Origin of the sequence: Streptomyces sp. NPDC028722 (genome assembly GCF_040637655.1) — a bacterium.
Lineage (GTDB): Bacteria > Actinomycetota > Actinomycetes > Streptomycetales > Streptomycetaceae > Streptomyces.
In genome coordinates this window covers 92,853-119,539 of sequence record NZ_JBEZWU010000022.1, presented here as the reverse complement: position 1 = coordinate 119,539, position 26,687 = coordinate 92,853, and the positions used below count along the sequence as shown (strand labels likewise).

The following is a 26,687-nucleotide window of genomic DNA, read 5'->3' as shown; positions in this document are numbered from 1 at the left end:
GCGCCGGGTGACCGAGGCGAGGCCGCGGGTGGGCTCCGGGCGGCCCGTCAGCAGCCGATCGGTGCCGGGCCGGCGGCCACGTCGTCGAACCACAGGGTGTCGTCACCGGACCCGTAGCTCTCCCAGCCCAGCCGCAGCGCGGTCGGCCGGGGCGGGACGGTACGGGACAGCCACTGCTGGTCGACGTCCTGCGTCGGTACGCCGTCGACGTGCAGACCCGGCACCTGCTCGTCGGCGAGCCAGGTGTCCAGCCGGGGCGCCGAGGTGTCGACCGCGAACCGCAGGCACTGCCAGCTTCCCGTCGGCAGCGGCCTGCTCAGCGCCACCCCGGCCGGACTCTGCGCCGGGAGCGTGGCGTCGTCGCTCTCCCGGTTCCACTGCAAGGCCCCGTTCTGGCCGCCGACCCGCAGCGCCCGGCCGGACTGGGAGGTGTCCGGCATCGATACGAAGGTGACATGGGAGGCCGGAAGCGCGGTGGTGTGCCGCACCCACATACGGACGTACAGCACCGGGCCGACCGACGACAGGTCGGCGGTGGCGGCGACGAAGGCGTGGTTGCAGTAGCCGGCCCGGCCGTCCACCCGCAGCGACCTCGTGCCGCTGTGCGCGACGGCCGTGTCGACGGCGGCCGTGCCCGTGCCCTGGCAGTCGGGCGCGGTGAACCGCCAGTCACCGGACGGCGTGGAGCCGGTCTGGTCCTCGAAGCCGGCGCAGAGGACGGCGGTGCCGCAGCCCGCGGGCGGTGTGGGGGAGGGGGTGTCCGGGGTGGTGGGAGGCGGGGTCGGCGGGGTGGTGCCGTCGCCGCCGCAGGGCACGCCGTTGAGGCTGAAACCGGTGGGCGCGGGGTCGGCGGACTGCCGGGTCCCCTGGAGGGCGAAGTCGGCGCCGGCGCCGGTGGCCAGTGCCCCGTTCCAGTCCGTGCTGACGGCGGTCACGGAATGGCCGGTCTGGGTGACGGTGGCGTTCCAGGCCGAGGTGACGTGCTGGTCGCCGCCGTACGTCCAGGTCAACCGCCAGCCGGTGAGGGGGGCGCCGAGGTTGGTGACACGGACCTGGGCGGTGTATCCGCCGGTCCACTCGTCGGCGGTGTAGTCGACCCGGCATCCGGAGGCCGCACCGGCGCCGCTGGCGGGCATGGCGACCACGAGGGACACGGCGAGCGCCAGAGCGGCCGAGGCCACCGCCCAGGGGCCGCGCACCCGGGGCCCTCGTCGCAGCCGGGGCAGGCATCGCACGAGAGGGGTGAGCATGTGCGCCTCCTGGGCGTACGGACGGAAGAAGGAGGAACGGAGAGCCGGTGCTCCTGCCGGCCGGGCCGGGTGGAGGCCGGCCGACGGGAGCCGTGTCCGGTGGCGGGAGCGGTGCGGCCGGGTCAGCGGAAGTTCACATCACTGCACAGGAAGTACGTCTGGTCCATGTGCGACGCCTGCCAGATGGTGTAGACGACGTGACGGCCGGTGTAGCCGGACGTGTGTACGGGGATCGCGTAGTTCTGGCTCGGGGCATACTTGCCGGTCCGGGTGACCAGTTGCAGATCGCTCCAGGTCAGCGGCTGGGTGGTGGGGTCGAAGCCCTGCCGGGTGACGTAGACGAGGAAATAGTCCGCGCCGTGGCTCGCCTGGTCGTACAGCTTGACGGTGAAGTCGGCGCCGATGTCCGTGGTCTTCCAGGGGCCGACGGCGTCGAGGGAGTTGTAGCGCCCGCCCTCGGTCCGGCCGCCGCTGCACAGCCGGCCGTCGGGGACGACGGCCGGGAAGTTGCCGGCGGAACCGTTGCGGTAGAGGCCGTTCCAGTTCCACATGGCGTTGGGATCGGCCTGCCACGCCTGCCAGCACATCGGGTCCTGCTGGGCCATGGCCGGGTTCTGGAAGTCGCTGCCCCAGCGGAGCCAGCAGCCGTAGTTGCGGGAGGCCGGGTCGACCACCGAACCGTGGGCGGAGGCCGTTCCGCCCCAGGTGACCAGGCTGATCAGCAACGCGACGAGAGGACTGAGGAGGAGCAATGACCGATGCCGTAAGGAATGTTCATGCTCATGACAATGCATGACGAGACTCTTTCCGTGGGGGAGAAGTGCCGGTTGCAGTGGAGCCGCGGGAGCACGCTCCGGTCGGGGGCAATCGAAGCGTGGGAGCGCTCCCGCGCCTCCAGGCTGCGCGGCGGACCGCCGCACGGCAACAGCCCAATCACGCCAAAGCCGGAACACCACCACCGCCAACGGCGAAACCCCGGGTCAGCGCCGTCGGGGCGCGCAAGCGGCGGCGTGCTTATCGCCCCCGCGGGTGGTCGTAGGCGGTGCCGACCGGCACGAGGTCGAGCCGGGAGTCCTGGGCGAGTCGCGGCGACCAGAACTGATCGAGACGGGGTGAGCCGGGTGGCGGTCACCTTGCGCCCTTGTCACGGTGGAGGGCTGCCGTCCGCCGCCGTCCTCCGATCCGGCCAAAGGGAGGACTTGCAGCCCACAGGCGCGCCTGGCCCCGGCCGGCTGTGGCCCGGAGTGCCTAGGCTGTCACCGCTACGGAAGGGCGGTGCCATGGATGCTGACTCCCGGACCAGGGCCGCGATCGAGGAGCATTGGCGGGCCTCGGAACGCGGGGACACCGAAGCCGAGCACGCCATCTACGCCACGGAAGCGATCCTGGACTACCCGCAGTCAGGTGAGCGGTTCCGGGGTCGCGCGACGATCTCGGCTCAACGCGGCGGGCACCCGGCCGACCGGCACTTCACCGTCCAGCGGATCACCGGCCATGCGAATCTGTGGGTGAGCGAATGCCTCATCACCTATGACGGTGTGCCTTCGTACTCGGTGAGCATCATGGAATTCGCCGACCAGTACGTGGTGCACGAGACGCAGTACTTCGCCGACTTCTTCGGTGCGCCGGTCTGGCGGGCCGCGCTGGCAGAGCCGATGCCGGGGCGGACCATCGCCGGAACGTGATTGTCGGCCCCGGTCTCCGGGTTGCTCTCAGTTAGTTTCGTCTTGCTGCTGCCAGACACGAGGCCAGTTGCCGGACGGTGGAGGGGGCCCCAAGATGCCCAGGTCACGCCGTGCGAGAGCGTAGAAAGCATCACGTGCTCGGCTCATCTGCGCGATTGCTCTCTCCCAACCGGCAGGGTCGTCCTTCAGACCGCGAGCATAAAGTTCGACGTTCCACACCGCTTCATGCCACTTACGAGCCGCCGCTATGGTCTCGGCATCCCCGACGAGCAGCACCGTTTCCCACTCGGCTGCACGCCGCGCCTCGGCCTCGGCCAGCTGTGCCAGGCCCTGCTCCGGATCCAGCGGGTCCACAGCGTGCTGGAACCCCCGTGCGGCCCCTATGCGCTGGGCAAGGTTGATCTGAAGTTTCAAGCTGTTCGCGTAGGACGCGTAGGTGTCCAGTCTCTTCTGATCCCAGCGTTCGGCTTTTGCCCGTCGCCACCGGCTCCGCTCCGTAAGGCTGGTTGCCACGTATGAGCCGATGGCTCCCACAAGAACGCCGGCCAAAGCAGGCAACTGCTCCCACAACGTCGATCCCCCGTGACTAACGCGGACAGTCGGAGACACAGTGCCGTACTCAGTGGCTTCGGGGTAGGTGGTATGCCCGCGATCTCATGCCGTGCAGCGCGCGCTTCGGCTGGTGCAAGCCGTCGTCGTAGCCACGCAGTCGCGGCGCGGCGCGGAACCGTCCCATGACCCACGAACGGCGACACCACATCATCACGGCCGGTGGTCGGCCCACTCGACGAGGTGAGGGGTCTTCCAGTGCAGGCCCTGCGGACCGCCGTCGGCACAGGCGTCGGGCCACTCGACGACGGGCAGCCTCGGCAGTCCGATGCGTGGCGCGACGGCCTCGTTCGCCTCTTCCCTCCATGTCGAGGCCCGCACGAGATCACAGCCCAGAGCCGTGAGGCGCGGTCCAAGATCAGGATCAGGACGCCCGAGCAGCGGGTTCCCACGGGCGAGGGACACCTCAGAGTCGGAAGCCGGTGCCCGAGGCCGGCCGATGACGACCGAGAGTGACAGGTGAGCCCCGAGCGGACGTAAGGAAACACCAGGTCACAGCCCCCCGACCCAACGGGTTTCCCCCCAGGGGTGGCGGTCAGGCAAGATGGGGTGTATCTGCCCACTGCCAGTTTCAAGCTGCCGGACGGTTTCTCTTGGCTGAGTTCATTTACACCATGCGCAAGGCGCGCAAAGCGCACGGCGACAAGGTGATCCTCGACGACGTCACCCTGAGCTTCCTGCCGGGGGCGAAGATCGGCGTCGTCGGTCCGAACGGTGCCGGTAAGTCGACCGTGCTGAAGATCATGGCGGGCCTCGAGCAGCCGTCGAACGGCGACGCGTTCCTGTCGCCCGGCTACACCGTCGGCATCCTGCTCCAGGAACCTCCGCTGAACGAGGAGAAGAACGTCCTGGAGAACGTCCAGGAGGGTGTCGCCGAGGTCAAGGGCAAGCTCGACCGGTTCAACGAGATCGCCGAGCTGATGGCGACCGACTACTCCGACGCGCTCCTCGACGAGATGGGCAAGCTCCAGGAGGAGCTGGACCACGCCAACGCCTGGGACCTCGACGCCCAGCTGGAGCAGGCCATGGACGCGCTGGGCTGCCCGCCCGGCGACTGGCCGGTCACCACCCTCTCCGGTGGTGAGCGGCGCCGAGTCGCGCTGTGCAAGCTGCTGCTGGAGCAGCCCGACCTGCTGCTCCTCGACGAGCCCACCAACCACCTCGACGCCGAGTCGGTGAACTGGCTGGAGCAGCACCTCGCGAAGTACCCGGGCACCGTCGTCGCCGTCACCCACGACCGGTACTTCCTGGACAACGTCGCCGGATGGATCTGCGAGGTCGACCGCGGCCGACTGCACGGCTACGAGGGGAACTACTCCAAGTACCTCGAGACCAAGCAGACCCGTCTCAAGGTCGAGGGGCAGAAGGACGCCAAGCGCGCCAAGCGCCTCAAGGAAGAACTCGAGTGGGTGCGCTCCAACGCCAAGGGGCGCCAGGCCAAGTCCAAGGCGCGTCTCGCTCGCTACGAGGAGATGGCCGCCGAGGCCGACAAGATGCGGAAGCTGGACTTCGAGGAGATCCAGATCCCGCCGGGGCCGCGCCTCGGCAGTGTCGTCGTCGAGGTCAACAACCTCAGCAAGGCCTTCGGGGACAAGGTCCTCATCGACGACCTCTCCTTCACGCTGCCGCGTAACGGGATCGTCGGGGTGATCGGGCCGAACGGCGCCGGCAAGACGACGCTCTTCAAGATGATCCAGGGCTTCGAGCAGCCCGACTCCGGCAGCATCAAGGTCGGCGAGACCGTCAAGATCTCCTACGTCGACCAGAGCCGCGAGAACATCGACCCGAAGAAGTCGCTGTGGGCCGTGGTGTCCGACGAGCTCGACTACATCAACGTCGGACAGGTCGAGATGCCCTCGCGGGCCTACGTCTCCGCCTTCGGCTTCAAGGGACCGGACCAGCAGAAGCCGGCCGGTGTGCTCTCCGGCGGTGAGCGCAACCGTCTCAACCTCGCGCTCACCCTCAAGCAGGGCGGCAACCTGCTGCTCCTCGACGAGCCGACCAACGACCTCGACGTGGAGACCCTGTCCTCCCTGGAGAACGCGCTGCTCGAGTTCCCGGGCGCGGCCGTGGTCGTCTCCCACGACCGGTGGTTCCTGGACCGGGTCGCCACCCACATCCTCGCCTACGAGGGTGAGTCGAAGTGGTTCTGGTTCGAGGGCAACTTCGAGTCGTACGAGAAGAACAAGGTCGAGCGGCTCGGCCCGGACGCCGCGCGTCCGCACCGTGCCACCTACAAGAAGCTGACCCGGGGCTGATCGGTCTTGCGCCACATCTACCGCTGCCCGCTGCGCTGGGCGGACATGGACGCGTACGGCCACGTCAACAACGTGGTCTTCCTCCGCTACCTGGAGGAGGCGCGTATCGACTTCCTGTTCCGCCCGGACAAGGACTTCAAGCAGGGGTCCGTGGTGGCGCGCCACGAGATCGACTACAAGCGGCAGCTCGTCCACCGGCACGCGCCGGTGGACATCGAGCTGTGGATCACCGAGATCAGGGCCGCGTCCTTCACCCTCTCCTACGAGGTGAAGGACGGTGACCTGGTGTACGTACGGGCCTCGACGGTCATCGTCCCGTTCGACTTCGAGGGCCAGCGTCCGCGGCGGATCACCGCGGAGGAGCGCGAGTTCCTCCGGGAGTACATGGACGCGGCCGAGGACACCGAGACCGAGGGGGAGGCCGTCGCCGCATGACGGTCCTCCACCTGGCCGACGAGACGGAGGCCGCGGACCTCGCCGCCTTCCTCTCCCGGCTGCTCCGCTACGACCGTGGAGCGGCGGTGCGGCTCCAGGCGGCCGGCACGGCGCTCGCCGTCTTCGGCCGGCCGCCGTCCTTCGAGGTGCTGGCGGTCCGTGCGGTGCGGCTGGCCAAGCCGTACGAGCACGGGCTCGACGTCGCCCTCGACGTGACGGTGTCCGCCGGTGAGTTCCTGGAGTCCGTGGACGAGCGGGCCGCCACCGCCGCCGTCCCGGGCGCCGTCACGGGGCCGCCGTGGGCCGGTGTGCTGCCGCAGCGGTCGGGCTGGCAGCCGGAGCCCGGACTGCCCGCGCCGGACGCGCTGCGCGCCACGGTCGCCGCCGCGGTGGCCGAATTCCGCTCGCGTACCGAGGAGCTGGGGCCGCACGGGCGTACCCGCGCGGAGCTGGACCGGATCGGGCGGGACATCTGGTCCCGGCGGATCGACGGCACCCGGCTGCCCGTACGGGCCGTGCACGCGGCCCAGTCCCTCGGCTTCCTGCGGCCGGGGACCGGCCCCGGGGACACCGGGTTGTTCTCCTCGGGGGCGTGGCTCCGGCTGCGCACCCCCTACGGGTCCGTCGCGGTCCGGCAGACCGGACGGGAATCCTTCGGGCTCAGCGTGCGCTGAGCCGCGCGCGGGCCTTCCCTGCGGCGCACCGTGCGCCGTGGGGGCCTCGGTCCTCGGCAGTGAGCCGGGCCGGGGGCCGGTGCGGTCAGTCGGGGGTGTTCACCATCGACGCGGCGGCGTACGTCAGGTAGTTCCACAGCGTCCGCTCGTGCTCCTCGGACAGCCCCAGCTCGTCGACGGCCGTCCGCATGTGCCGCAGCCAGGCGTCGTGCGCCGCCCGGTCCACGGTGAACGGGGCGTGCCGCATCCGCAACCGGGGGTGGCCGCGGTTCGCGCTGTACGTCGTGGGGCCGCCCCAGTACTGCATCAGGAACAGGACCAGCCGTTCCTCGGCCGGACCCAGGTCCTCCTCCGGGTACATCGGCCGCAGGACCGGGTCCCCGGCGACTCCCTCGTAGAAACGGTGGACGAGCCGGCGGAAGGTGTCCTCCCCGCCGACCTGCTCGTAGAAGGTCTGCTCCTGAAGCGTGCCGCGCCGAATCTCGGTCACGTTGGATTGCCTCACATCTGTGTGCCGGTCCGCCCCTGGGCTTGTTCGGCCGGGGGTCCGGGGACGCCCCCGGGAATTGCAGTACCCGTCCATCGTCTCAGACGCGGTGACCCAGGACTTCGGGCCTAGGACCGGCCGCCGCGCCCCTAGTGTGGAGACATGGGCGCCTACGACACGGAGACCGAGGAACTCGCCGCCGCGGCGCGGGCCGCGCTGGTGCGGGAGATCGACGCCGACGGGGTCTGGGACGGGGACCCGGTGTGGCGGGAGGCGTTCGCGGAGGTGCCCCGGCACCTGTTCGTGCCGTACTACTACGTCGCCGGACCGGGCGGCTACGAGCGCCGCTGGGGCGAGAGCAGCGACCGGCAGGCCCGGCGACGCTGGGTGCGCGGCGCCTACGCGGACGTGCCGCTCGCCACCCGGCTGCGCGACGGCGAGCTGCTCTCCTCCAGCAGCCAGCCGTCGCTGATGGCGCAGATGCTGGTCGCGCTGCGCATCAGGGAGGGCGACCGGGTCCTGGAGGTGGGCGCCGGCACCGGCTACAACGCGGCCCTGCTCGCCCACCGGCTCGGCGACGACAGCCTCGTCACCACGATCGACCTGGAGCCGGAGATCACCGAGTCGGCCCGGCAGCACCTCGCGGCGGCCGGCTACCACCCGGTCGTGGTGACCGGCGACGGCGCCCGCGGGGCACCCGAACGCGCCCCCTTCGACCGGATCATCGCCACCTGCGAGCTGCCGACCGTCCCGCGCGCCTGGCTCGCCCAGTGCCGCCCCGGCGCCCGCGTCCTCACCCCGCTGGCCACCGGACTGCTGGCCCTCACGGTGCACGGCCCCGAGCACGCCGAGGGCCGCTTCCTGCCCACGGCCGCCTTCTTCGTACCGCTCCGCGGCGAGGGCCGGGCGGAACCCGAGGACGTCTCCTTCGCCGGGCTGCCGGGCCGGGCCCGGGCGGAGGAGCCGTTCCGCTTCCTGCTCTGGCTGACCCGGGGCGCCCTCGATCCGCGGGAGGCGTACGCGCTGTGGGAGCGCGAGGGCAGGCCGGACCGCGGACGGTACGGCGTCACGGTCGGCGGCGGCCGTGTCCGGGCGTGGCTGGACGACCCGGAGGGGCCGTACCTCTGGCCCCTGCCGTGATCTCCCTCAGCCCCGGCGGACGGTGATCGACGTCCAGGCGCCCACGTGCACCCGGTCGCCGTCCTGGAGCGGCACCGGCACGAACGGCTGGATCGGCTCCTCCGACATGTTGACCGTGGTGCCGTTCGTCGAGTTCTGGTCCACGACCGCCCAGCCGCCGTCCGGCTGCTGCACCAGCACGGCGTGCTGGTGCGAGACACCCGGGTCCTCCGGCGGCACCGACAGGTCGATGTCGGGGGTGTCGCCGGTGGAGTGCCGGCGGCGGCCGATGGTGACCTGGTTGCCGGTGAGCGTGCGCCGCTGCTCCGGCGAGTACGCGGGCAGGTTCAGGCCCGCGGCCTCGGGGCCGGAGCGCTGCATCATCGCCATGAAGTACTCGCGGTCCGGGCCTATGGTCGCGGTCCAGGTGGCCGACTGCTGCGCGTGCTGGCCGTGCTGGCCGTGCGGGGCCTGGGGGAAGCCGCCGGGGCTCTGGGGGGCCTGGCCGGCGCCGGGCTGCGGGTAGCCGTAGCCGCCGCCCTGGCCGCCGGGGCCCTGGCCGGGTCCGGACGGACCGGAGCCCGACGGCGGGGGCAGCACCCAGTCGTCGTCACCGGCCCGGGTCCGGCCGCCCTCGCGCGGGAACGCGGGCGGAGCCGGGGCACCGGCCTGCTGGAACGCCTGCGGGGCACCGCCGGGACCCTGGCTCTGACCGCCGCCGAAGCCGGACGGACCGCCAGGACCCTGGGAGCCCTGACCCTGGCCCTGCCCCTGGCTCTGACCCCCGCCGAAGCCGGAAGGTCCACCGGAGCCGGGGCCCTGGGAGCCACCCTGACCGCCGCCGAAGCCGGACGCGCCACCGGGCCCCTGGCCGTGGCCCTGACCGCCGCCGAAGCCGGAGTGTGCGCCGGAACCCTGCCCCTGGCTTCCGCCGTACCCCGAGGGGCCGCCGGGGCCGCCGGGACCTTGGCCCTGACCGCTGCCGAAGCCGGACGGGCCACCGGGACCCTGGGGGCCCTGACTCTGCCTCTGACCCTGACCGCCGCCGAAGGCGGACTGCTGGCCGGGCTGGCCCGGGGTGCCGGGGAAGGGCGGCGGGGGACCGGGGCGGCGCTGGTCGCCGGGGGCGAAGGGGGGCGCGCCCGTGGGGCCGGGGGTGGTCGGCGGGCCGGCGGAGCGCCGTTCGCCGGCGAACGGCGTCGGACCCGACGGCTCGCTGGTGAAGGACGGGATCGGCTCGGCGGGCCGGTTCATCTGCGAGGGCCGGGAGCCCTGGTACTCGTACCCGTCACCGCCGCCGTACGTCGCGCTCGGCGGCTGGAACCGGGGCTGCGGCGAGCGCGGGGCGGCCGGGGTGTAGGAGGTCGCCGTGTTGGTCAGGAAGTTCCACCGGCACTCCTCGCAGAACGGCGCGCCGCCCTCGCGGGGCGTACGGCACTGCGGGCACAGCTCCGGCTCCGGGGCGGACCCGGCGGACGGGTGCGGGCGTCCGGCGCCGGTCCGGCCGCCGGGACCACCGGGGCCGGCGGGCGGCGGGAAGCCGTAGCCACCGCCGGGCGGCGGCGGAGGGGGCGGAGGTACGGCACCGGCCATGCGGTGACCGCAGACCTCGCACCAGTCGTCGGAACCCGACTGGTGTCCGTTCGGGCAGGTCGGCATGTCGGTGCTTCCCCTTCTCCTGAGGGTCCGTCTGGATCGCTGCAATCGCTTCCAGGAGTCACTTCTTCACACGGACGGTCTTGGTGGACCGGGTCTCCAGAGTCATCTCGTCCGCCTCCGCGACCCTCGTCCTCAACCGCACAGTACCTGTCGCGGCGTCGACCACGTCCACCACCTTCGCAAGCAGTTTCGCAGTATCCGCGTTCCCCGAGGCGCTCGCCAGCTGAACGGCGCGCCCCAGTTTGGCCGTTGCTCCGTCGAAATCGCCCGCTTTGCGAAGGTCGAGACCCTTCTGGATGACCTGTGCCAGTTCGGCCTGCCCGGTGTAGTGGGCGACTTGGGGGTTGATCGAGGTGGAGGCCGTCATGTCGTCCGTCCACACGGCCCGTACGAGCCCCTGCGCGCCGAGATTCTGTACCGTTCCGTCCGGTTGTGGGACGACCAGGGACACCCGTGCGGCGAGCATCTCCTGTCCGATCCCGGCCGGCGGGACCGCGACGCACACGTGGTAGTCGCGGGACTCGTCGCCCCAGGACCCGGTGGGGTAGTCCCCGGCGCGCGGCCCGACCTCGGTGCGGCGGCCGGTCAAGTCCTCCATGGCGGGCGCGACTTGCTTGACGAAGCGGATGGCCGTGCCGACCGGCGTCCACACCCGCAGGGCCACGTCGGCGACCTCCTTGCCCATCGCCGTCTCCATCATCCGCGTGAAGTCGGCGGCCAGGCCGGCCGGGTCGGCGACGATGTCGGCGGTGCCGAGCAGCGCGGAGGCGATCCCTGTGACGTCTTTCACTTCCCAGTCGGTGCCCACGCCCCGCGCGTCACAGGTGAACCGTCCGGCGCACGCCTCCAGCGTGGCCCGCAGGTCGTCCGCCGGCTCGTGCTCGTTGCGGCCGTCGGTGAGCAGGATGCCGTGCCGGATGGTGACGTCCACTGAGGACAGCAGCCGGTCGGCGAGCCGCAGCCAGGTGCCGATGGCCGTACCGCCGCCCGCGCTCAGCCGGCGCAGTGCCTGTTTGGCCTGCTCGCGGGTGACGGAGTCGGCGACCGCGAGGCGTCCGCCGCCCGGGTAGACCTCCTGGGCGACGTGGGTGCCGCCGATCACCGCGAAGTGCGTGCCGTCGCGCAGGGTGTCGATCGCGGCGGCCGTGGCGTCCCGCGCGTTGCGCATCTTGGCCGGCGGGTGGTCCATGGAACCGGAGCAGTCGACCATGACCGCCACCGCGGCGGACGGCTGCCACCCCGGTGCGTGGCCGGATGCGGTGGGTGCGGTGCCGACGGTGCCGCCGCCGGTCGCCGTCACCGTGACGACGGCGTTGACCTCGCTGCCGCCCTCGGGCAGGTACTCGTTCTGGTACACGTCCACCGAGAACTGCGGCACGTTCGGCTTCGCGAAACTGGCCATGCTGGTTCACATCCCCCTCGGACACCCCGCGCAAGCGAGGCAGCGCAACTGAGCGGACCGGTCCCCTCCGGTCCGCCGAGGCCTCCCCGTTCCGGCCTCAGGCCGATCCTGCCCCCTGGGGCGGCGCCGGGAACGGCAGCACGGCCACTGTTACGTTGTCGTGGCCCCCGCCGTCCAGGGCGTGGCCGACCAGCACCTGGGCGCTGTGCAGTGGACGGACCGCCGCGTCCGCGGGCACGACCTCGGACAACTCCTCCGCCGACTCGGCGTAGTTCCACAGTCCGTCGGTGCACACCACCACGGTGCCGGGCCGGTCCGGTTTGAACGACGCGGTGTGCGGGTCCAGTTCGTAGGCGTCCGCGCCGAGCCAGCCGGTGATCGCGTGGGCGCGCTCGTCGGCGTACGCCTCGGCCTCGCTCATCAGGCCGGCGGCGACCATCTGCGCGGCCCAGGAGTCGTCCTCGGTCAACCGGGCGGGCGGCGCGCCCCGGTCGGCGGGCACCCAGTAGGCCCGGCTGTCGCCGACCCAGCCGACGACCAGCAACCCGGAGGTGACCACCGCGCCGACGATCGTGCAGGCCGGCGCGTTCTGGTGCGGGGCCTGCTCGCGGGCCGTGGCGGGCTCCTCGGCGAGCGCGTTGACCGCCTGCGCGGCGGCGACGATCGCCTCGTGCATCGCCTGCTGCGGGTGGGTGCCGCGGGGCAACGCGGCCAGCAGGATGTCACCGGCCGCCCGGGAGGCGGCCAGGGACGCGTCGTCGGGGCGGGTCGCGGAGGACACGCCGTCGCAGACGACCGCCAGCGCCGCGGGGGTGCCGTCCGGCAGCGTGGTGTGGCCGACGGCGAAGGCGTCCTCGTTGCGGTGGTGGCGCAGCCCGCGGTCGCTGACGGCGGCGACCGGACCCGACTCCCGCTCCACGTGGTCGCGTTCGCGGGGCTGGGCGTGTCCGCAGTTCTCGCAGTAGCCGTCGCTGTCCACCCGGCCCGTCCGGCAGGCCACGCACACCGTCGCCGGACCGGCCGGGGCGCCGGGACCGGGGGACAGCCGTGGGTCCGGTGCCTGGAGCGCGTACTCCTCGGGCTCCGCCGGCCGGTCCAGCCGCACCCCGGGGCCGGTGGACCGCTCGGCGTCGGACTCGTGCCCGGACAGCGGTGTGCCGCCCGAGTCGGTGCCGGGCAGGTCGGCCGGCAGGTGCACCCCGGGCGCGGTCCCGGCGGAGCCCGGCGGTTCGGGGGCCGGCCAGTCCACGCCGTCGCCGGGCGCGCCGGGGCCGGTCATGGTGACGGCCGGCCGGTCCTGCGGGGAAGCGGGGACCACCGAGAGGTCGTACCCGCACGCTCCGCAGAACAGGTCACCCCGCTCGACGGGCTCCGCGCAGCTCGGGCACTTCGGCAGTGCGGCCTGCTGGGGCATCTGCGACATCGACTACACCCACGTCCGGGGGCGGTAACGGTTGGCCCGTTCCACCAGCTCGATCCTTTCGTCGCCGCCGGGCGCCAGCCGGGCCAGCGTGCGGTAGGCGCGCTCCAGGCCGAAGCGCAGGCCCCGCTCGTCCAGACCGCTGCCCAGCAGCACCCGGCCGCCGGCGGCGGGGCCGGTGTCCTGGCCTCCGGAGAGTATCCAGTCCAGGGCGCAGCCGAGCACCTCCGCCGTCAACTGCTCGCGCCGGGCCGGGTCCAGACCGTACACCTGGAGCGCCTCGATCTGCCCGGCGGCTGCCGTCAGGTCGTCCAGGAACGGTACGTCGCCGGCGCTCGCCGTGCGCTGTCTCAGACGGGCCCGGACGGCGGCGACCCGGGCGGCCGTGTAGTGGATGGACGACTCCGGCACCGACTCCAGCGTCGCCACGGCACCGCGCCGGTCCCCGGCCGCGAGCCGCACCCGGGCCAGGCCGAACGCGGCGCTCACATAGCTGGGGTCGGTCGTCCACACCAGGCGGTAGTACTCGGCCGCGTTGTCCGGCTGGCCCAGCACCTCGGCGCACAGGCCGAGCGCCAGCTTGGGCGCGGCCTCGCCGGGGAAGGCGTCGTAGATCGCGTCGAAGGCGGGTGCGGCGCCCTCGAAGTCGCCGGTGGCCAGGGCGGCGACGCCCCGGTACCAGACCACCCGCCAGTCGTCGGGCCGTTCCTCGTCCAGCTCGGCCAGGCCGGTCAGCGCGGCCCGGTGGTCGCCGCTCTCCAGCCGGGCGCGGATCTGCCGCAGCCGGGTCTCGACGGACCGGGCGGGCGCCGCGGCCAGGGCACCGAGCAGCTCGGCCGGCGCGGAGGCCATGAGGCCCGCCAGGAAACCGGCGTCGGGGTCGGTGGGGTCGACCAGCGGGACCGGCAGGGCCAGCGCGGCGGCGGGGGTGTCGACGGGCCTGACCAGGGCCGTCGGAACCGGAACGGGCACGCCGGGAACCGGTGTCCCGTGAGCCGGCATCCCAGGAGCCGCCACCGACGGAGCCGGCGTTCCGGGAACGGCCACCGCGGCAGCCGAAACGGCCACGCCCGGCGCCGCCACGCCCGAAACCGCCGAGCCCGGCGCCGCCACGGCCGGACCCGGACCCGGACCCGGAGTCGCCGGAGCCGGGGCCGAAGTCCCCGAAGCCGCTACGACCGGAGGCCGAGCCGGAACCGAAGTCGCCGCCCCCGGGGTCGGCGGCACCCCGCCCCCCACTGCCGGAGCCGCACCCGAAGTGACCGCAGCCACCACCGCCCCACTCCCAGCGCCCCTGCCCCGCTTCCGGCCGCGCACCGGGCGTGCCCCCAGCCGGGACACCTCCCCGTGCAGCCGTGGGAACAACTCCGCGTCCGTGACCTTCACCTCGGGTCCGAACAGCGTCGACAGCGCGGGCCGGGCGTGTCCGGTCTGGAGCGACACGACCTCCCGCAGCACGCCCGTCAGCTGCTCGGCCATCTCCTGCGCGGAGGCGAACCGGCGGGCCGGGTCGGGGTCGGTGGCGCGGACCAGGAGCCGGTAGAAGGACTCGTACCGGTGGAAGACCTCGATGCTGTCGGGGTCGGGCAGACGGTCCGCGTAGACGTTCGTGTAGCCCTGGAAGTCGAACGTCAGCACGGCGAGCGTACGACCCACCGTGTACAGGTCGCTGGCCACCGACGGGCCGGTCTCGGCGACCTCCGGTGCCTGGTAGCCGACCGTGCCGTAGATGGCCGACTCGTCGTCGTCCATCCTGCGCACCGCGCCCATGTCGATCAGCTTGAGCTGGTCCTCGGTCTGGATGGCGTTGTCGACCTTGAAGTCGCAGTACAGCAGGTTGCGGCTGTGCAGGTGGCCGAGCGCCTCCAGCGCCTCGATGCCGTACGCGCACGCCTGCTCCACCGGCAGCGGGTCGCGCCGGCCGTCGGCGGTGCGGCGGGCGTTGGCGATCTCCTTCAGTGACTTGCCGCCGACGTACTCCATGACGATGTAGCCGTCGAGGGAGCCGGTGCGCTGGTCCAGGTGCTCCACGAAGTTGTAGATCCGCACGATGTTGGCGTGCTCGATCTCCGCCAGGAACCGCCGTTCGGAGATCGCCGCGGCCATCGCGTCCTGGTCGCCGGTGTCCAGCAGGCCCTTGAGTACCACCCAGCGGTCGGAGACGGCCCGGTCCACGGCGAGGTAGACCCAGCCGAGCCCGCCGTGCGCGAGGCAGCCGGCGACCTCGTACTGGCCGTGCACGATGTCCCCGGCCCGCAGCTTGGGCACGAAGGAGTACGGGTGCCCGCACTTGGTGCAGAAGCCCTCCGTGCGGCCCGGCCGCTCGCCCCGGGCCCGGCCCACCGGCGCCCCGCAGTCCGAGCGGGAGCAGAACCGCTTGCGCTCCGGCACCTCCGGGTGGTCCAGCACCATCGCGCGCGGGTCCGGCCGCGGCACCTGCGGGACGGCGACCAGACCCGCGCCCAGCCGCCCGCGCGTGGACGGACCGGACGACGAGCCGGAGCTGCGCACCGACACCGAACGGCCGGCGGACGCGCCCGACAGCGACCGGGAGAGCCGCCCGGACACCGAGCGCCGGGACCTCGACGACTGGGACGACGTTCGCGCGCTGCGGGAACTGCCGCTCTGCGCGGAGCCCCTGGTGACCCCGGTGGGTGGCGAGCCGACCGACCCGGTCGCGGAGACGACCGGCGCGAGACCGCAGGTGTCGCAGTACAGTTCGCCGCCGCCGACGTCCTCGTACGCTCCGCCGCAGCCCGGCCGCTGGCAGGTCTGCCCCGGCTTGCTCATGACTGGTCCCCCCTGCCGTCCTGCGGCGCGCTCGCGCCGCCCAGCGCCTCGGCCGCCGCCCGCTGGTAGCGCAGGACGGCCTGTTCGGCGACGCGCAGGTCGCAGGGCGCGCTCCACAGCATGCGCCGGGCCGCGTCGTACCGCTCGACCAGCAGCGGGTCCTGAGCGAGTCCGTGCCGGGCGACCTTGGCCCGGTAGGCGTCGAGCCGGCCGCGCAGCTCGGCGCGGACCGCGAGCGGCGCGGTGACCGCGGTCAGCGACTCGCGGGCGCGCAGCAGTTCGTCCTCCGCCTTGCGCTCCAGTTCCTCCAGCAGTGGGGAGAGCCGGTGCCAGCGGGCCTGCCTGCGGTACTCGGCCGCGGTGCTCAGCTGCTCGTGGAGCGCGGTCGGCGGCCCGCTGACCACCGGCACCTCGGTCGCGGCGATCTTCGCCAGCACCTCGCCGCGCGCGGCACGGGCCTCGGCGAGGGTGCGGTCCGCCCGCGAGAGGATGTCCCGCAGCCGGATCAGCCGCGCCTCCGCGTCCTGACGCACCGTCAGCACCGCGTCGATCTCCCGCCGTACGTCCTCCAGGGCGCGCGCCTCACGGTCGTACACCGTCGTGTCCGGACGTCCGCCACCGGGCGCGGAACTGCCCGCCGCCGGCACCCAGAAGGCGAGCGGGTCCGAGACGACGTCCTCGCGCAGCCGGGTCAGCGTGCGCGTGATCCGCTCCAGGTCGTCGCCGGCCGGGTGCTCGCCGGGGCGCACCCCCACGGAGTGCGCGAGCTGCCGGGTGCGCTGGAGCTCCTCGGCGAGCAGATCGATCCGCGCGGGCAGCGCCGACCAGACCGCGTCGGCGGCGACGATCACGTCCAGGCTCGTCGCGTACAGCTCGTTCATCCGGTCCACCAGCGCGGACAGCGTGAACGTCTCGCTCAGCCTGCCGGTGCCGCTGTCGGGGACGGTCACGGACGCGCCGCGCAGCAGCCCGGTCAGCTGCGCCAGGTCCTCGCGGCTGGACCAGCGGCGCCGGGCGCGGATCTGCCGGGCACCGCGCAGCGCGGCCGTGTACGCGTCGAAGCACGCCCACAGCGAGGTGATCCGGGCCTCCGCGGCCTGCCAGCGCTCCTCGGTGACACCGGTCAGGGCGGCCCCTTCGAGGAGCCTGCGGCCCGCGTGGTCCTGGAGGGCCAGCAGCGAGGTCTCGATCGCCTCGTGCTCCTGGCCGAGCCGCGCCAGCGCACGGTCCACCTCGTCCCGGTCCATCACCGGCCCGGCGGGGTCCGTGACGCCCATCGATCACCTCTTACTCGCTGTGTGTTCCGGTCGGGTGCGGCTCAACCGCCGTGCAGGTACTGCGGCACGGGCGGTTTCGACGCGGCCGGATCCTTACCCAGTGTCGCCGACAGCCACTTGTCGTACGACGCCTGCCAGCCGTTCGCGCGGTAGTCCACCAGGACGCGGTTGACCCGGCGTACCAGGTCGGTGGCGTCCTTGCGCATCGCCACGCCGTAGTACTCCTCGGTGAACGCCTCACCCTTCAGTGCGACGGTCGGGTCCTGGGCCGCCTGGCTCGCGGCGAGCGCGCCGTCGGTCACCACCGCGTCCACCTCGCCGAGTTGGAGCCGGACCAGGCAGTCGAGCTGGCTGGGGACGGTGGTGGAGATGTCGGTGGAGGCGGGCAGCCGGCCGTCCTTGCGGTCCGCGTCCAGCTTGGTGTGCCCGGTCGAACCGGCCGCCGTGCAGACCTTCTTGTGCGCCAGCGAGCCGTCGTAGCCGGTGATCGCTGCCGACCTGGGGGCGAGGACCTGCTGCCCGGTCTTGAAGTAGGGCGCGGAGAAGGCGACATGGGCGAGCCGGTCGCAGGTGATCGTCATGGTCCGTACGACCATGTCCACCCGCCCGTTCTCGATGGCGGTGATGCGCTGGCTGGTCGGGATGGCCTTGAACTGCACCGCTTCCGGGTCGCCGAGGATGTCCTGGGCGATCCGGTGGACGAGGTCGATGTCGAAGCCCTCCAGCTCCGCGCCCTCGGCGCTGGGGTTGCGGTAGCCCCAGCGGTAGCTGTTCTGGTCGACGCCGACGATCAGCTTGCGCCGGGCGCCCGTACGGGCCTTGATGGCGTCGATCACCGGCCCGTCGGCGCCGGACGGGGCGAGGGTGCGCCGGTGGGCGTCCGCGTCCCGGCAGCCGTCGGCGCGGGCCTGGGTGGCGGTGACGGTCCGCCGGACGGCCCGCTCGGGCACCGGCGTCTGGGTGCACGGCAGCAGCAGGGCGAACGCCAGCGCCAGCGCGCACAGCACCGCCATGGTGGCGACCCCGCCCCAGCCCCGCAGCGAGGCCCGTGCACGTGCCGTGTCCATCGCCCCGCCCCCTGTCACCTGTACTCCGAGAGCCGGCGCCCGACACCGGCGACGGCACCGGCCGCGCCCAGCACCGTGAGTGCGGCCGCGCCGGCCGGCAGCCCGGTCATGGCGTCGCGGCCGTCACCGGCCGCCTGCCGGAACTCGGCCTGCTCGTGGCCGATGGCGCGGACGAGGCTGCGGTCCACGCCGTCGAAGCACTCGCCGGTTGCGCCCTTCGCGCCGATCACCTTGTCGAGCGCCTGCTGGTAGTTGCCGTTCTCGTCCTCGGCCCGCGCCGCGGCGTGGCGCTGCTTCCACACCGCCATGTCGGTCTCGGCCGCCTTGACCGGGGTGGAGCCCTCCCGGTCGTCGGCGAGCCTCGCGGCCTCGGTCAGTCCCTTGCCGAGCACGGCCATGTCCTTGTCGAAGTCGTGGTAGTAGGCGTCGTAGGACGTGCCGCCGACCGTGACGGTCTCGGCGCCGCGCGACACCAGGCTCAGGTTCTCGTTGCCGCGTGCCTTCAGGGACGCGATCCGGGCGTCGTGCAGGACGTTGAGCGACCGGATGCCGTGCTCGTAGGAGCCGTCGAGCCCCGACCGGGCGAACGCGTGCCCCACGACCAGCCACAGCAGGGCGGCGGTGGTCGCGGCGGTCGCGGCGACCAGGCCGTGGTTGAGGACGCGGTGGGTGCGCCGGTACATGCGGTGCTGGGCCCGGCCGAGCGCGGCGAGGGCGAGCACGCCGAGGGTGATCGCCGCCCACGGGTACGGTGTCGCGTCCCCGTAGTCGCCGGTGAGCCGCCGGTTCTCCGTCGAGTAGAGGTCCTCCGCCGCCGGGAGCATCTGCTTCTGCATCTTCTCGTTGGCGTAGCGCAGATAGGCGCCGCCCACCGGGTAGCCCTGCCGGTTGTACGTCCGGGCCCGCTCGACCAGGCCCTTGTACTCCGGCAGCAGCCGGTTCAGCCGGGCGATGGTCGCCTCGGAGGCCGAGCCGGGTTCGGCGTTGGCGGCGGCGGTGACGAGTCCGGTGGCGGCGGTCCTGATGTCCTTCTCGTACCGGTCCCGGGAGTCCGGGGTCTCCTGCCCACCCGCCAGGTAGCCGGTGGAGGCGGCCGTGTTGGCGTCCGCCAGTGACCGGTAGATCCCGGCCGCGCCCGCGCTGAGCGGCTGGCTGCGGTGCAGCACGTCGTCGGCGGCGGCGGACCGGGCACTGGTCTGCCAGGCGGTGACCGCCCCGAACGCGAGGACCAGCAGGGCGAGTACGGCGCCGATCACGCGCAGCCGTCCCGGCTCGGTCGTCGCGGCGGCGCGCAGCCGCTCGGCGCCCTCGGCGAACGCGGTCCGCCGGGTGGGCGGCACCGGCGGGGCGACGGCCACGGGTTCCCCGGGGCGGCCGGCCCGGGCGGGGACCCGGGGGGCGCCGGGAGCAGCGGGAGCGCCGGGTGTGCCGGGCGGACCGTGCGGGCCGGGGGCACCGTGAAGGCCGTTCGCGCCGGCGGGTACGGCCGGGCGGGCCGGTGGTGGCACCGCGCTGCTCTTCGGCGGTTGTGTCACTCGACCTCCCCCGTGGTCATCCGTTCGCCGCCCAGTATCGCCGTCGGCACCGGCGTCCGCACCGGCCTTCACGGGATCTTGATCGGATCGCAGTGTGCCCGGGGGCGTGTGCCGCCGGGCGCACCACCCCCCGGTGAGGAACACGCTGGTAACGGGGGATCGGTTCCCCCCGGGGTGCGGCCGGCACCCCGGGGGGAGCGGTCACCGGGTCGCGTTCTCCCAGTACCCGCGTGCCCGGTCCCCGGCCCCGGCCCCGGCGCCGAGCCGGTCCAGGCCCAGCAGGGCCGCGCCCAGGACCGGGCCGGCCGTGACCACCCGGACGGTGGCCTTGGGGGCGCGGGCGGCCAGCAGTGTGCGGATCGCGTCGTCCAGCCGGGCGTGGCCAGCCGTCAGGACGCTGCCGCCCAGGACGACCGGGGTCTCCTCGGTGAGCAGGTCGAGGCGGGTCAGGGCGACCGTGGCCATGACCGTGACCTCCTCGGCGAGCCGGGTGACGAGCGCGCCGGCCACCGGGTCGCCGGCCGCGGCCGTGGCGAACAGGACCGGGGTCAGCTCGTGGCGGCGGTCGTGCGCGACGTGCTCCAGGTGCAGGGCCTCGATGAGGGCGTACATGGTCGGCAGGCCGAAATGCGCGGGCAGGGTGCGGGACAGGGCGGTCGGTTCGCCGCGCCCGTCCTCCGCCCGGGCCGCGTGCCACAGCGCCTCCTCGGCCAGGCCCCAGCCCCCGCCCCAGTCGCCGGAGATACGGCCGATGGCCGGGAAGCGGGCGGTGCGGCCGTCGGGGCGCATGCCCACGCAGTTGATGCCCGCGCCGCAGACGACTGCCACGCCACGGGGTTCGGCGACGCCCGCGCGCAGGACGGCGAAGGTGTCGTTGCGGACCTCCACCGTCGTGCCCCAGGCCCGTGCGCGCAGCGCTGCCGCCAGGCGCTCCTCCTCCACCGGGAGGTCGGCGTTGGCCAGACAGGCCGACACATGGGTCACGGAGGTCACCCCGGCGTCCGCGAACGCCCGGGTCACCGGCTCCGCCAGCGCGTCCAGCGCCGCCGTCACCCCCACGGCGGGCGGGCGGAAACCGCCGCCGCGGGCCGTGGCCAGGACCTCGCCCGCGGCGGTGACCACGGCCACGTCGGTCTTGCTGTTGCCCGCGTCGACGGCGAGGACCGTCGGCGGTTCGGCTGCGGTCAGGCCCACGCCAGATACTCCCGGTTGTGTGCGATGAGACGGTCGGTGAGGGTCTCGGCGTACGCGTACTGGGCGATCAGGGGATGCGCCAGCAACGCGCGGAAGACGCGGTCCCGGCCGCCGCGCAGCGCCGCGTCCAGGGCCAGGTCCTCGTACGCCGTCACGTTGGCGACCAGGCCCGAGAACAGCGGGTCCAGGGCGGGGACGGGGAGCGGGACCGGACCCGCCGGGCCGACCGCCGCCTGGACCTCGATCACCGCGTCGTCGGGGAGGAAGGGCAGCGTGCCCCGGTTCAGGGTGTTCACCACCTGGTAGGGGCTGCCCCCACCGCCCAGCAGGGCCGCGGCCAGGTCCACGGCGGCCTCCGAGTAGAAGGCGCCGCCGCGCTTGGCCAGCAGGGCCGGCTTCTCGTCCAGGGCCGGGTCGCCGTACATCGTCAGCAGCTCGGCCTCCATGGCGGCCACCTCCGCGGCCCGGGAGGGCTTGGTGGCGAGTTCCCGGACGACCTCGTCGTGCGCGTAGTAGTACCGCAGGTAGTACGACGGGACGACGCCGAGGCGGTCCAGGAGGGCGCGGGGGAGGCGGAGGTCGGCGGCGATCGCCTCGCCGTGCTCCGTCAGCAGCCCGGGCAGGACGTCGTCGCCCTCGGGGCCGCCCAGCCGTACGCCGGTCTCCCACGTGAGGTGGTTGAGGCCGACGTGGCCGAGGTGGAGTTCCGCCGGGGCCAGGCCCAGCAGTGCGGCGAACTTGCGCTGCAAGCCGATCGCCACGTTGCACAGGCCGACCGCCCGGTGGCCCTCCCGGAGCAGGGCGCGGGTGACGATGCCGACCGGGTTGGTGAAGTCGACGATCCAGGCACGCGGGTTGGCGCGGCGGACCCGTTCGGCGATGTCCAGCACGACGGGGACGGTGCGCAGGGCCTTCGCCAGGCCGCCGGCGCCGGTCGTCTCCTGGCCGACGCAGCCGCACTCCAGCGGCCAGGTCTCGTCCTGCTGCCGCGCCGCCTGGCCGCCGACGCGCAGCTGGAGCAGCACCGCGTCGGCCCCGTCGATCCCCGCGTCCAGGTCGGACGTCGTCACGACACGGCCGGGGTGGCCCTGCTTGGCGAAGATGCGCCGGGCCAGGCCGCCGACCAGCTCCAGCCGGTCCGCCGCCGGGTCCACGAGGACGAGTTCCTCCAGCGGCAGGGTGTCGCGCAGGCGGGCGAAGCCGTCGACGAGTTCGGGTGTGTAGGTCGAGCCGCCGCCGACCACGGTGAGTTTCACAGCCAGATCAACCCTTTACTCCGGTGAGGGTGACGCCCTCGACGAACGCCTTCTGGGCGAAGAAGAACACGAGGATCACGGGGGCCATGACGAGCACGGTCGCCGCCATGGTGAGGTTCCAGTCGGTGTGGTGGGCGCCCTTGAAGGACTCCAGGCCGTAGGACAGGGTCCAGGCGCCGGGGTTCTCCGACGCGTAGATCTGCGGGCCGAAGTAGTCGTTCCAGGCGTAGAAGAACTGGAAGAGGGCCACGGCGGCGATGCCCGGCCTGGCCATGGGCAGGACCACCCGGACGAGGGTGCGCAGGTCGCCGCAGCCGTCGACCTTCGCCGCGTCCAGGTACTCGTTCGGGATGGTCATCAGGAACTGGCGCAGCAGGAAGACGGAGAACGCGTCCCCGAACGCCATCGGGACGATCAGCGGCCACAGCGTGCCGGACAGGTCCAGCTGCTTCGCCCAGAACAGGTACATCGGGATGACGACCACCTGCGGGGGCAGCATCATCATCGAGATCACCAGCATGAGTGACAGATTGCGGCCCCGGAAGCGGAACTTGGCGAGCGCGTACGCCACCGGCACCGAGGACACCACGGTCAGGACGGTGCCGAGGCCGGCGTAGACCAGCGTGTTGCGCCACCAGGTGAGGAAGCCGGGGGTGTCGAACACCTTCCGGTAGTTGCCCCACTCCCAGGTGTGCGGGATCAGGTCGCGGCTCAGTGCCTGGCTGTCGCTCATCAGCGAGGTCAGCACCACGAACACGAACGGCAGGGTGAAGAACAGCGCGGCGGCGACGCCGAGGGAGTGGACCGCGACCCACTCCAGCAGCGCCCTGCGGCGGGCGGCGCGCCCGGCCGCGGAGACGGACGGCGCCGGCCGCACGGGCTGGTCCAGTACGTGGGTCATGGTCAGTCACCTGCCTGGATCAGGCCGCCCCGGCGCCGCATCAGCAGCGCGGTGAACGCCATCGACAGGGCGAACAGCACCAGCGCCACCGCGCAGGCCGAGCCGTAGTCGAAGCGCTGGAAGCCGAGGTTGTAGACGAGCTGGGGGAGGGTGAGGGTCGACTTGTCGGGGTAGCCGGGCTCGAACTGGGTGCCCGCGCCCTGGATCACGCCGGAGGCGACCTTCCCGGCGACCAGCGGCTGGGTGTAGTACTGCATGGCCTGGATCACGCCGGTGACGACGGCGAACATCACGATCGGCGAGATGTTCGGCAGGGTCACGTACCGGAACCGCTGCCACGCCGAGGCGCCGTCCAGCTCGGCCGCCTCGTACTGCTCGGTGGGCACGTCCAGCAGCGCGGCCATGAAGATGACCATCAGGTCGCCGATGCCCCACAGGGCGAGCAGGGTCAGCGCGGGCTTGGACCAGGCGGGGTCGCTGAACCAGCCCGGGGCCGGGATGCCGGTCTTCTCCAGGAGCGAGTTGACGGGGCCCGTGCCGGGGTTGAGGAGGAACGCGAAGGCCATGGTCGCCGCGACCGGCGGGGCCAGGTAGGGCAGGTAGAACAGGGTGCGGAAGACGCCCGTACCGGTCTTGATCTTCGTGATGAGCAGGCCGACGCCGAGTCCGAAGAGCACCCGGAGGCTCACCATGACCGCGACCAGCCACAGCGTGTTGCGCAGGGCGGGCCAGAACAGCGGGTAGTGCGCGAAGACGTACGTCCAGTTCTTCCCGCCGGTCCACCGCGGCGGCTGGAAGCCGTCGTAGTGCATGAAGGAGAAGTAGACCGTGGAGAGCAGCGGGTAGGCGAAGAAGACCGCGAAGCCGATGAGCCACGGCGACATGAAGGCGAGCGTGCGCAGGGCCGAGCGCCGGCGCCTGGACGCGAGGGTGACGGTGCTCATCACCGGGCCTGCGCGATGTCCGTGTCGATCTGCGCGGCCGTCTTCCTCAGCCCGGCCTTCAGATCGGTGACCTTGCCGCTCTCGTAGTCGTAGCCGAACTGCTGGATCGTCACCAGGTACACCCCGCCGTTGAGGGAGGCGGGCGTGGTGGTGGAGTGCGGGTTCGCGGCGATGTCCAGGAACGTCTTGAAACGCGGGTCGTACGTGAGCTTCGGGGACTTCAGCGCGGCCAGCGTGGAGGGCACGTTGTGGATGGCGTTGGCGAAACCGACCACCGCGTCCGTGTCCGTGGACATGTACTTCACCAGCTCCCAGGCCGCGTTCTGCTTGTGGCTGGTGGCGGCGATGCCCGCGACGGTGCCGGTGATGTAGCCCTTGCCGTACTCGCCGGCCCGGTCGTCCGGTACGGGCAGCGGGGCCACGCCGATCTCGAAGTCCGGCTTGGCCTCCTCCGCCATGCCGAGCCGCCACTCGCCGTCGAGCTGCATGGCGACCTGGCCGGTGTGGAAGGGGTGCCGGGCGCCCCACTCGTCACCGAGGGTGGACCGGAACCGCTCCAGCCTGCGGAACCCGCCGAGTTCGTCGACGAGCTTCTTCTGGAGCGTGAACCCCCGCTGGAACGCGGGGTCCTTGGCTACCTGGGACTTGCCGTTCCGGTCGAAGTACGTCGGTGAGAACTGGGCGAGGTAGTGCTCGGTGGTGGATTCCCAGCCGTGGTAGTCCGGCATGAACCCGAGCTGCTGGTAACCGTCGCCCTTGCGGACCGTCAGCTTCTTCGCGTCGGCCGTGAACTGAGACCAGGTGCGGGGCGGCGCCGTGATGCCCGCCTTCCGGAAGGCCGTCTTGTTGTAGTAGAGCCCGTACGCGTCGCCGAGCAGCGGGACCGTGCAGCGGTTGCCCTCGAAGCTCGTGTACTCGTTCATCGCCTTCGGGAACGTCGTGCCCGGGTCGATCCGGGACTTCTCGAAGAACGGGTTCAGGTTCACCAGGGCGCCGGAGGAGCAGAACTTGCCCACGTTGTTGGTGGTGAACGAGGAGATCACGTCCGGGGCGTTGCCGCCGCCGGAGCGCAGCGCCTGGTTGATCTTGTCGTCGGTCATGTTGCCGACGACGTTCACATGGATGTTGGGGTGCGCCTTCTCGAAGCCGGCGATCAGCGACCGGACGGCCGTCACCTCGTTCGGCGCGCTCCAGGCGTGCCAGAAGTTGATCGTCGTGTTCTTCGAGGCGTCGTCCGTGGCGCCCGTACCGGACTGCCCGGTGCAGGCGGTGGTGAGCAGGGCCAGCGACGCGGTCAGGGCAAAAGCCGTCTTTCGGACAGTTGAGGGTATGACGTCGGGCATGGCGAGGTCTCCCGGGGCGGGTGGGCGGAACGGAGAGTGCTACCGAGGTGCGGTGGGTGCGGTGGGGCTCAGCGCGAGGTGTCGAAGACCTCGTCGCGGGTGGCGGCGAGCGCGGACTCCAGCGCGCCGCGCAGGACGGGATGTTCGCGGACGTCACCGACGACCAGCCGGGGCCGGGCCGCGGCCAGCTCCTCCAGTTCGGCCTGGACGAGGGCGCGCAGCACCTCGCCGCCGGCCGTCAGGGCGGAGCCGCTGAGGACGACGAGTTCGGGGTCGAGGACGGAGACGAGCGAGGCGAGACCGGTGGCCAGCCGGGTCGCGTAGGTCCGCAGCAGTTCCCGGTGGGGGCCGCCGGCGTGGTCGGCGGCGCGGGCGACGAGCGCGGTGGCGGCCTCGGCGTACGGCCCCGGCGGCACGTCGATGCCGAGTTCGCGGGCCAGCACCGGTACGGCCTGGGAGCCGGCCAGCTCCTGGTAGCCGCCGCTGTTGGCCTTCGTGACCTGCCGGACCAGGGGGGTGCCCGGCACCGGCAGGAAGCCGACCTCGCCCGCGCCACCGGTCCAGCCGCGGTGCAGCCGGCCGCCGAGGACCAGGGCGGCGCCGAGGCCCTCCTGGTTCCACAGCAGCACGAAGTCCGCGTGGTCGCGGGCCGCGCCGAGGCGTTGCTCGGCGATGGCCGCCAGGTTGACGTCGTTCTCGTACTCGACCGGTATCGGCAGTGCCGCCGCGAGTTCGCCGAGGAGGCTGGGGGAGTGCCAGCCGGGCAGGTGGGAGGCGTAGCGCAGACGGCCGGTGCCCGGGTCGAAGGCGCCGGGCGTGCCGATGACCAGCCGGTGCACGTCGGACCGGGCGAGCCCGGCGGCCTTGACGGCACCGTCCAGCGCGTCGGTGACCTGCTGGACGACGGGCCGGGCGGGCCGTCGGCCGGGGGTGGGCAGCCGGTACTCGCCGACGGTGCGGCCGGTGATGTCGGCGACGGCTGCCCGGATGCGGTGCGGGGTGACGTCGAGCCCGGCGGCGTACGCGGCGGAGGGGTCGATCGCGTACAGCTGGGCGTTGGGGCCCGGCCGGCCCTCGCTGGTGCCGGTGAGCCGGACCAGCCCGGCGGCCTCCAGGCGGGCCAGCAACTGGGAGGCGGTGGGCTTGGACAGGCCGGTGAGCTTGCCGATCCGGGTGCGCGACAACGGCCCGTGCTCCAGCAGCAGGTCCAGGGCGGCACGGTCGTTCATGGCGCGCAGGACGCGCGGGGTGCCCGGCGTACCGGCGGTTCCTGCCATGGGGGTCGACACCTGCCTTTCCAGCCGCCCAGCTTTTCAGTGACCGGGGGACGGCGTCCAGTCTTGATCGCCGGCCGCCGGGAGATCACTGTTAGGAAAGTTTCC

At 72.8% G+C, this 26,687-nt stretch carries 22 protein-coding genes and 1 pseudogene; 5 read left to right on the top strand and 18 right to left on the bottom strand.

Annotated elements, in window-relative coordinates; translation table 11 throughout:
• Nucleotides 1-47: 47 nt before the first annotated feature.
• The gene (locus AB0F03_RS28395; RefSeq protein WP_361996888.1) at nt 48-1,250 is read right to left on the bottom strand and encodes a cellulose-binding domain-containing protein; all 1,203 of its coding nucleotides are present in this window, start codon (nt 1,248-1,250) and stop codon (nt 48-50) included.
• Nucleotides 1,251-1,372: 122 nt separating this feature from the next.
• The gene (locus AB0F03_RS28390; RefSeq protein WP_361996886.1) at nt 1,373-2,044 is read right to left on the bottom strand and encodes a lytic polysaccharide monooxygenase; all 672 of its coding nucleotides are present in this window, start codon (nt 2,042-2,044) and stop codon (nt 1,373-1,375) included.
• 486 nt (nt 2,045-2,530) lie between these two features.
• Here AB0F03_RS28390 and AB0F03_RS28385 point away from each other — a divergent pair, with 486 nt between their 5' ends.
• Nucleotides 2,531-2,935: a nuclear transport factor 2 family protein gene (locus AB0F03_RS28385; protein WP_361996884.1), complete on the top strand. Its 405-nt coding sequence runs from the start codon at nt 2,531-2,533 to the stop codon at nt 2,933-2,935.
• Nucleotides 2,936-2,962: 27 nt separating this feature from the next.
• Here AB0F03_RS28385 and AB0F03_RS28380 read toward each other — a convergent pair whose 3' ends face one another.
• The gene (locus tag AB0F03_RS28380) at nt 2,963-3,349 is read right to left on the bottom strand and encodes a hypothetical protein (protein WP_361996882.1); all 387 of its coding nucleotides are present in this window, start codon (nt 3,347-3,349) and stop codon (nt 2,963-2,965) included.
• Nucleotides 3,350-3,700: 351 nt separating this feature from the next.
• A pseudogene (locus AB0F03_RS28375) lies at nt 3,701-3,985 on the bottom strand (hypothetical protein); the annotation flags it as partial.
• A gap of 152 nt (nt 3,986-4,137) precedes the next feature.
• Here AB0F03_RS28375 and ettA point away from each other — a divergent pair.
• From ettA to AB0F03_RS28360, 3 genes are read left to right on the top strand one after another with little or no spacing between them, the layout of a single operon-like run.
• Nucleotides 4,138-5,802, top strand: a complete 1,665-nt coding sequence (gene ettA, locus AB0F03_RS28370; RefSeq protein WP_361996880.1) for an energy-dependent translational throttle protein EttA — start codon at nt 4,138-4,140, stop codon at nt 5,800-5,802.
• Nucleotides 5,803-5,808: 6 nt separating this feature from the next.
• Nucleotides 5,809-6,237 carry a thioesterase family protein gene (locus AB0F03_RS28365; protein WP_361996878.1) on the top strand — a complete coding sequence of 143 codons (429 nt, stop codon included), beginning with the start codon at nt 5,809-5,811 and terminating at the stop codon, nt 6,235-6,237.
• Nucleotides 6,234-6,911: a hypothetical protein gene (locus AB0F03_RS28360; protein ID WP_361996876.1), complete on the top strand. Its 678-nt coding sequence runs from the start codon at nt 6,234-6,236 to the stop codon at nt 6,909-6,911. Before AB0F03_RS28365 ends, AB0F03_RS28360 begins: the two co-directional genes overlap by 4 nt.
• Nucleotides 6,912-6,996: 85 nt before the next feature.
• Here the strand turns inward: AB0F03_RS28360 and AB0F03_RS28355 are convergent, their stop codons facing one another.
• Nucleotides 6,997-7,401, bottom strand: coding sequence for a globin (locus AB0F03_RS28355; protein ID WP_361996874.1), 405 nt, complete (start codon nt 7,399-7,401; stop codon nt 6,997-6,999).
• A gap of 159 nt (nt 7,402-7,560) precedes the next feature.
• Here AB0F03_RS28355 and AB0F03_RS28350 point away from each other — a divergent pair, with 159 nt between their 5' ends.
• Entirely contained in the window at nt 7,561-8,538 is a 978-nt protein-coding gene (locus tag AB0F03_RS28350; RefSeq protein WP_361996873.1) for a methyltransferase domain-containing protein, read from the top strand.
• 6 nt (nt 8,539-8,544) lie between these two features.
• Here AB0F03_RS28350 and AB0F03_RS28345 read toward each other — a convergent pair whose 3' ends face one another.
• From AB0F03_RS28345 to AB0F03_RS28285, 13 genes are all read right to left on the bottom strand, one after another.
• Nucleotides 8,545-10,176 (bottom strand): FHA domain-containing protein, encoded by a 1,632-nt coding sequence (locus AB0F03_RS28345; protein ID WP_361996871.1) that lies wholly within the window; start codon nt 10,174-10,176, stop codon nt 8,545-8,547.
• A 58-nt stretch (nt 10,177-10,234) separates the two neighbouring features.
• Nucleotides 10,235-11,578, bottom strand: coding sequence for a VWA domain-containing protein (locus AB0F03_RS28340; RefSeq protein ID WP_361996869.1), 1,344 nt, complete (start codon nt 11,576-11,578; stop codon nt 10,235-10,237).
• Nucleotides 11,579-11,675: 97 nt separating this feature from the next.
• Complete coding sequence (locus AB0F03_RS28335; RefSeq protein ID WP_361996867.1) at nt 11,676-13,001, bottom strand: PP2C family serine/threonine-protein phosphatase; 1,326 nt, start codon at nt 12,999-13,001, stop codon at nt 11,676-11,678.
• A 3-nt stretch (nt 13,002-13,004) separates the two neighbouring features.
• On the bottom strand, nt 13,005-15,788 hold the full coding sequence (locus AB0F03_RS28330) for a tetratricopeptide repeat protein (protein WP_361996865.1): 2,784 nt from the start codon (nt 15,786-15,788) through the stop codon (nt 13,005-13,007).
• Nucleotides 15,785-17,065 carry a hypothetical protein gene (locus tag AB0F03_RS28325; protein WP_361996863.1) on the bottom strand — a complete coding sequence of 427 codons (1,281 nt, stop codon included), beginning with the start codon at nt 17,063-17,065 and terminating at the stop codon, nt 15,785-15,787. Before AB0F03_RS28325 ends, AB0F03_RS28330 begins: the two co-directional genes overlap by 4 nt.
• A gap of 41 nt (nt 17,066-17,106) precedes the next feature.
• Entirely contained in the window at nt 17,107-18,132 is a 1,026-nt protein-coding gene (locus AB0F03_RS28320) for a glutamate ABC transporter substrate-binding protein (RefSeq protein WP_361996861.1), read from the bottom strand.
• A gap of 14 nt (nt 18,133-18,146) precedes the next feature.
• Entirely contained in the window at nt 18,147-19,490 is a 1,344-nt protein-coding gene (locus AB0F03_RS28315; RefSeq protein WP_361996859.1) for a hypothetical protein, read from the bottom strand.
• 378 nt (nt 19,491-19,868) lie between these two features.
• A complete protein-coding gene (locus AB0F03_RS28310; protein ID WP_361996857.1) occupies nt 19,869-20,861 on the bottom strand; it encodes a BadF/BadG/BcrA/BcrD ATPase family protein in 993 nt (330 codons plus the stop codon).
• Complete coding sequence (locus AB0F03_RS28305) at nt 20,852-22,117, bottom strand: 6-phospho-beta-glucosidase (RefSeq protein WP_361996855.1); 1,266 nt, start codon at nt 22,115-22,117, stop codon at nt 20,852-20,854. The genes AB0F03_RS28310 and AB0F03_RS28305 overlap by 10 nt, the downstream gene beginning before the upstream one ends.
• A gap of 7 nt (nt 22,118-22,124) precedes the next feature.
• On the bottom strand, nt 22,125-23,018 hold the full coding sequence (locus AB0F03_RS28300) for a carbohydrate ABC transporter permease (RefSeq protein WP_356816369.1): 894 nt from the start codon (nt 23,016-23,018) through the stop codon (nt 22,125-22,127).
• 2 nt (nt 23,019-23,020) lie between these two features.
• The gene (locus tag AB0F03_RS28295) at nt 23,021-23,962 is read right to left on the bottom strand and encodes a sugar ABC transporter permease (protein ID WP_361996853.1); all 942 of its coding nucleotides are present in this window, start codon (nt 23,960-23,962) and stop codon (nt 23,021-23,023) included.
• Nucleotides 23,962-25,305: an ABC transporter substrate-binding protein gene (locus AB0F03_RS28290; RefSeq protein WP_361996851.1), complete on the bottom strand. Its 1,344-nt coding sequence runs from the start codon at nt 25,303-25,305 to the stop codon at nt 23,962-23,964. The genes AB0F03_RS28295 and AB0F03_RS28290 overlap by 1 nt, the downstream gene beginning before the upstream one ends.
• 68 nt (nt 25,306-25,373) lie before the next feature.
• The gene (locus tag AB0F03_RS28285; protein ID WP_361996849.1) at nt 25,374-26,582 is read right to left on the bottom strand and encodes an ROK family transcriptional regulator; all 1,209 of its coding nucleotides are present in this window, start codon (nt 26,580-26,582) and stop codon (nt 25,374-25,376) included.
• Nucleotides 26,583-26,687 lie beyond the last annotated feature (105 nt).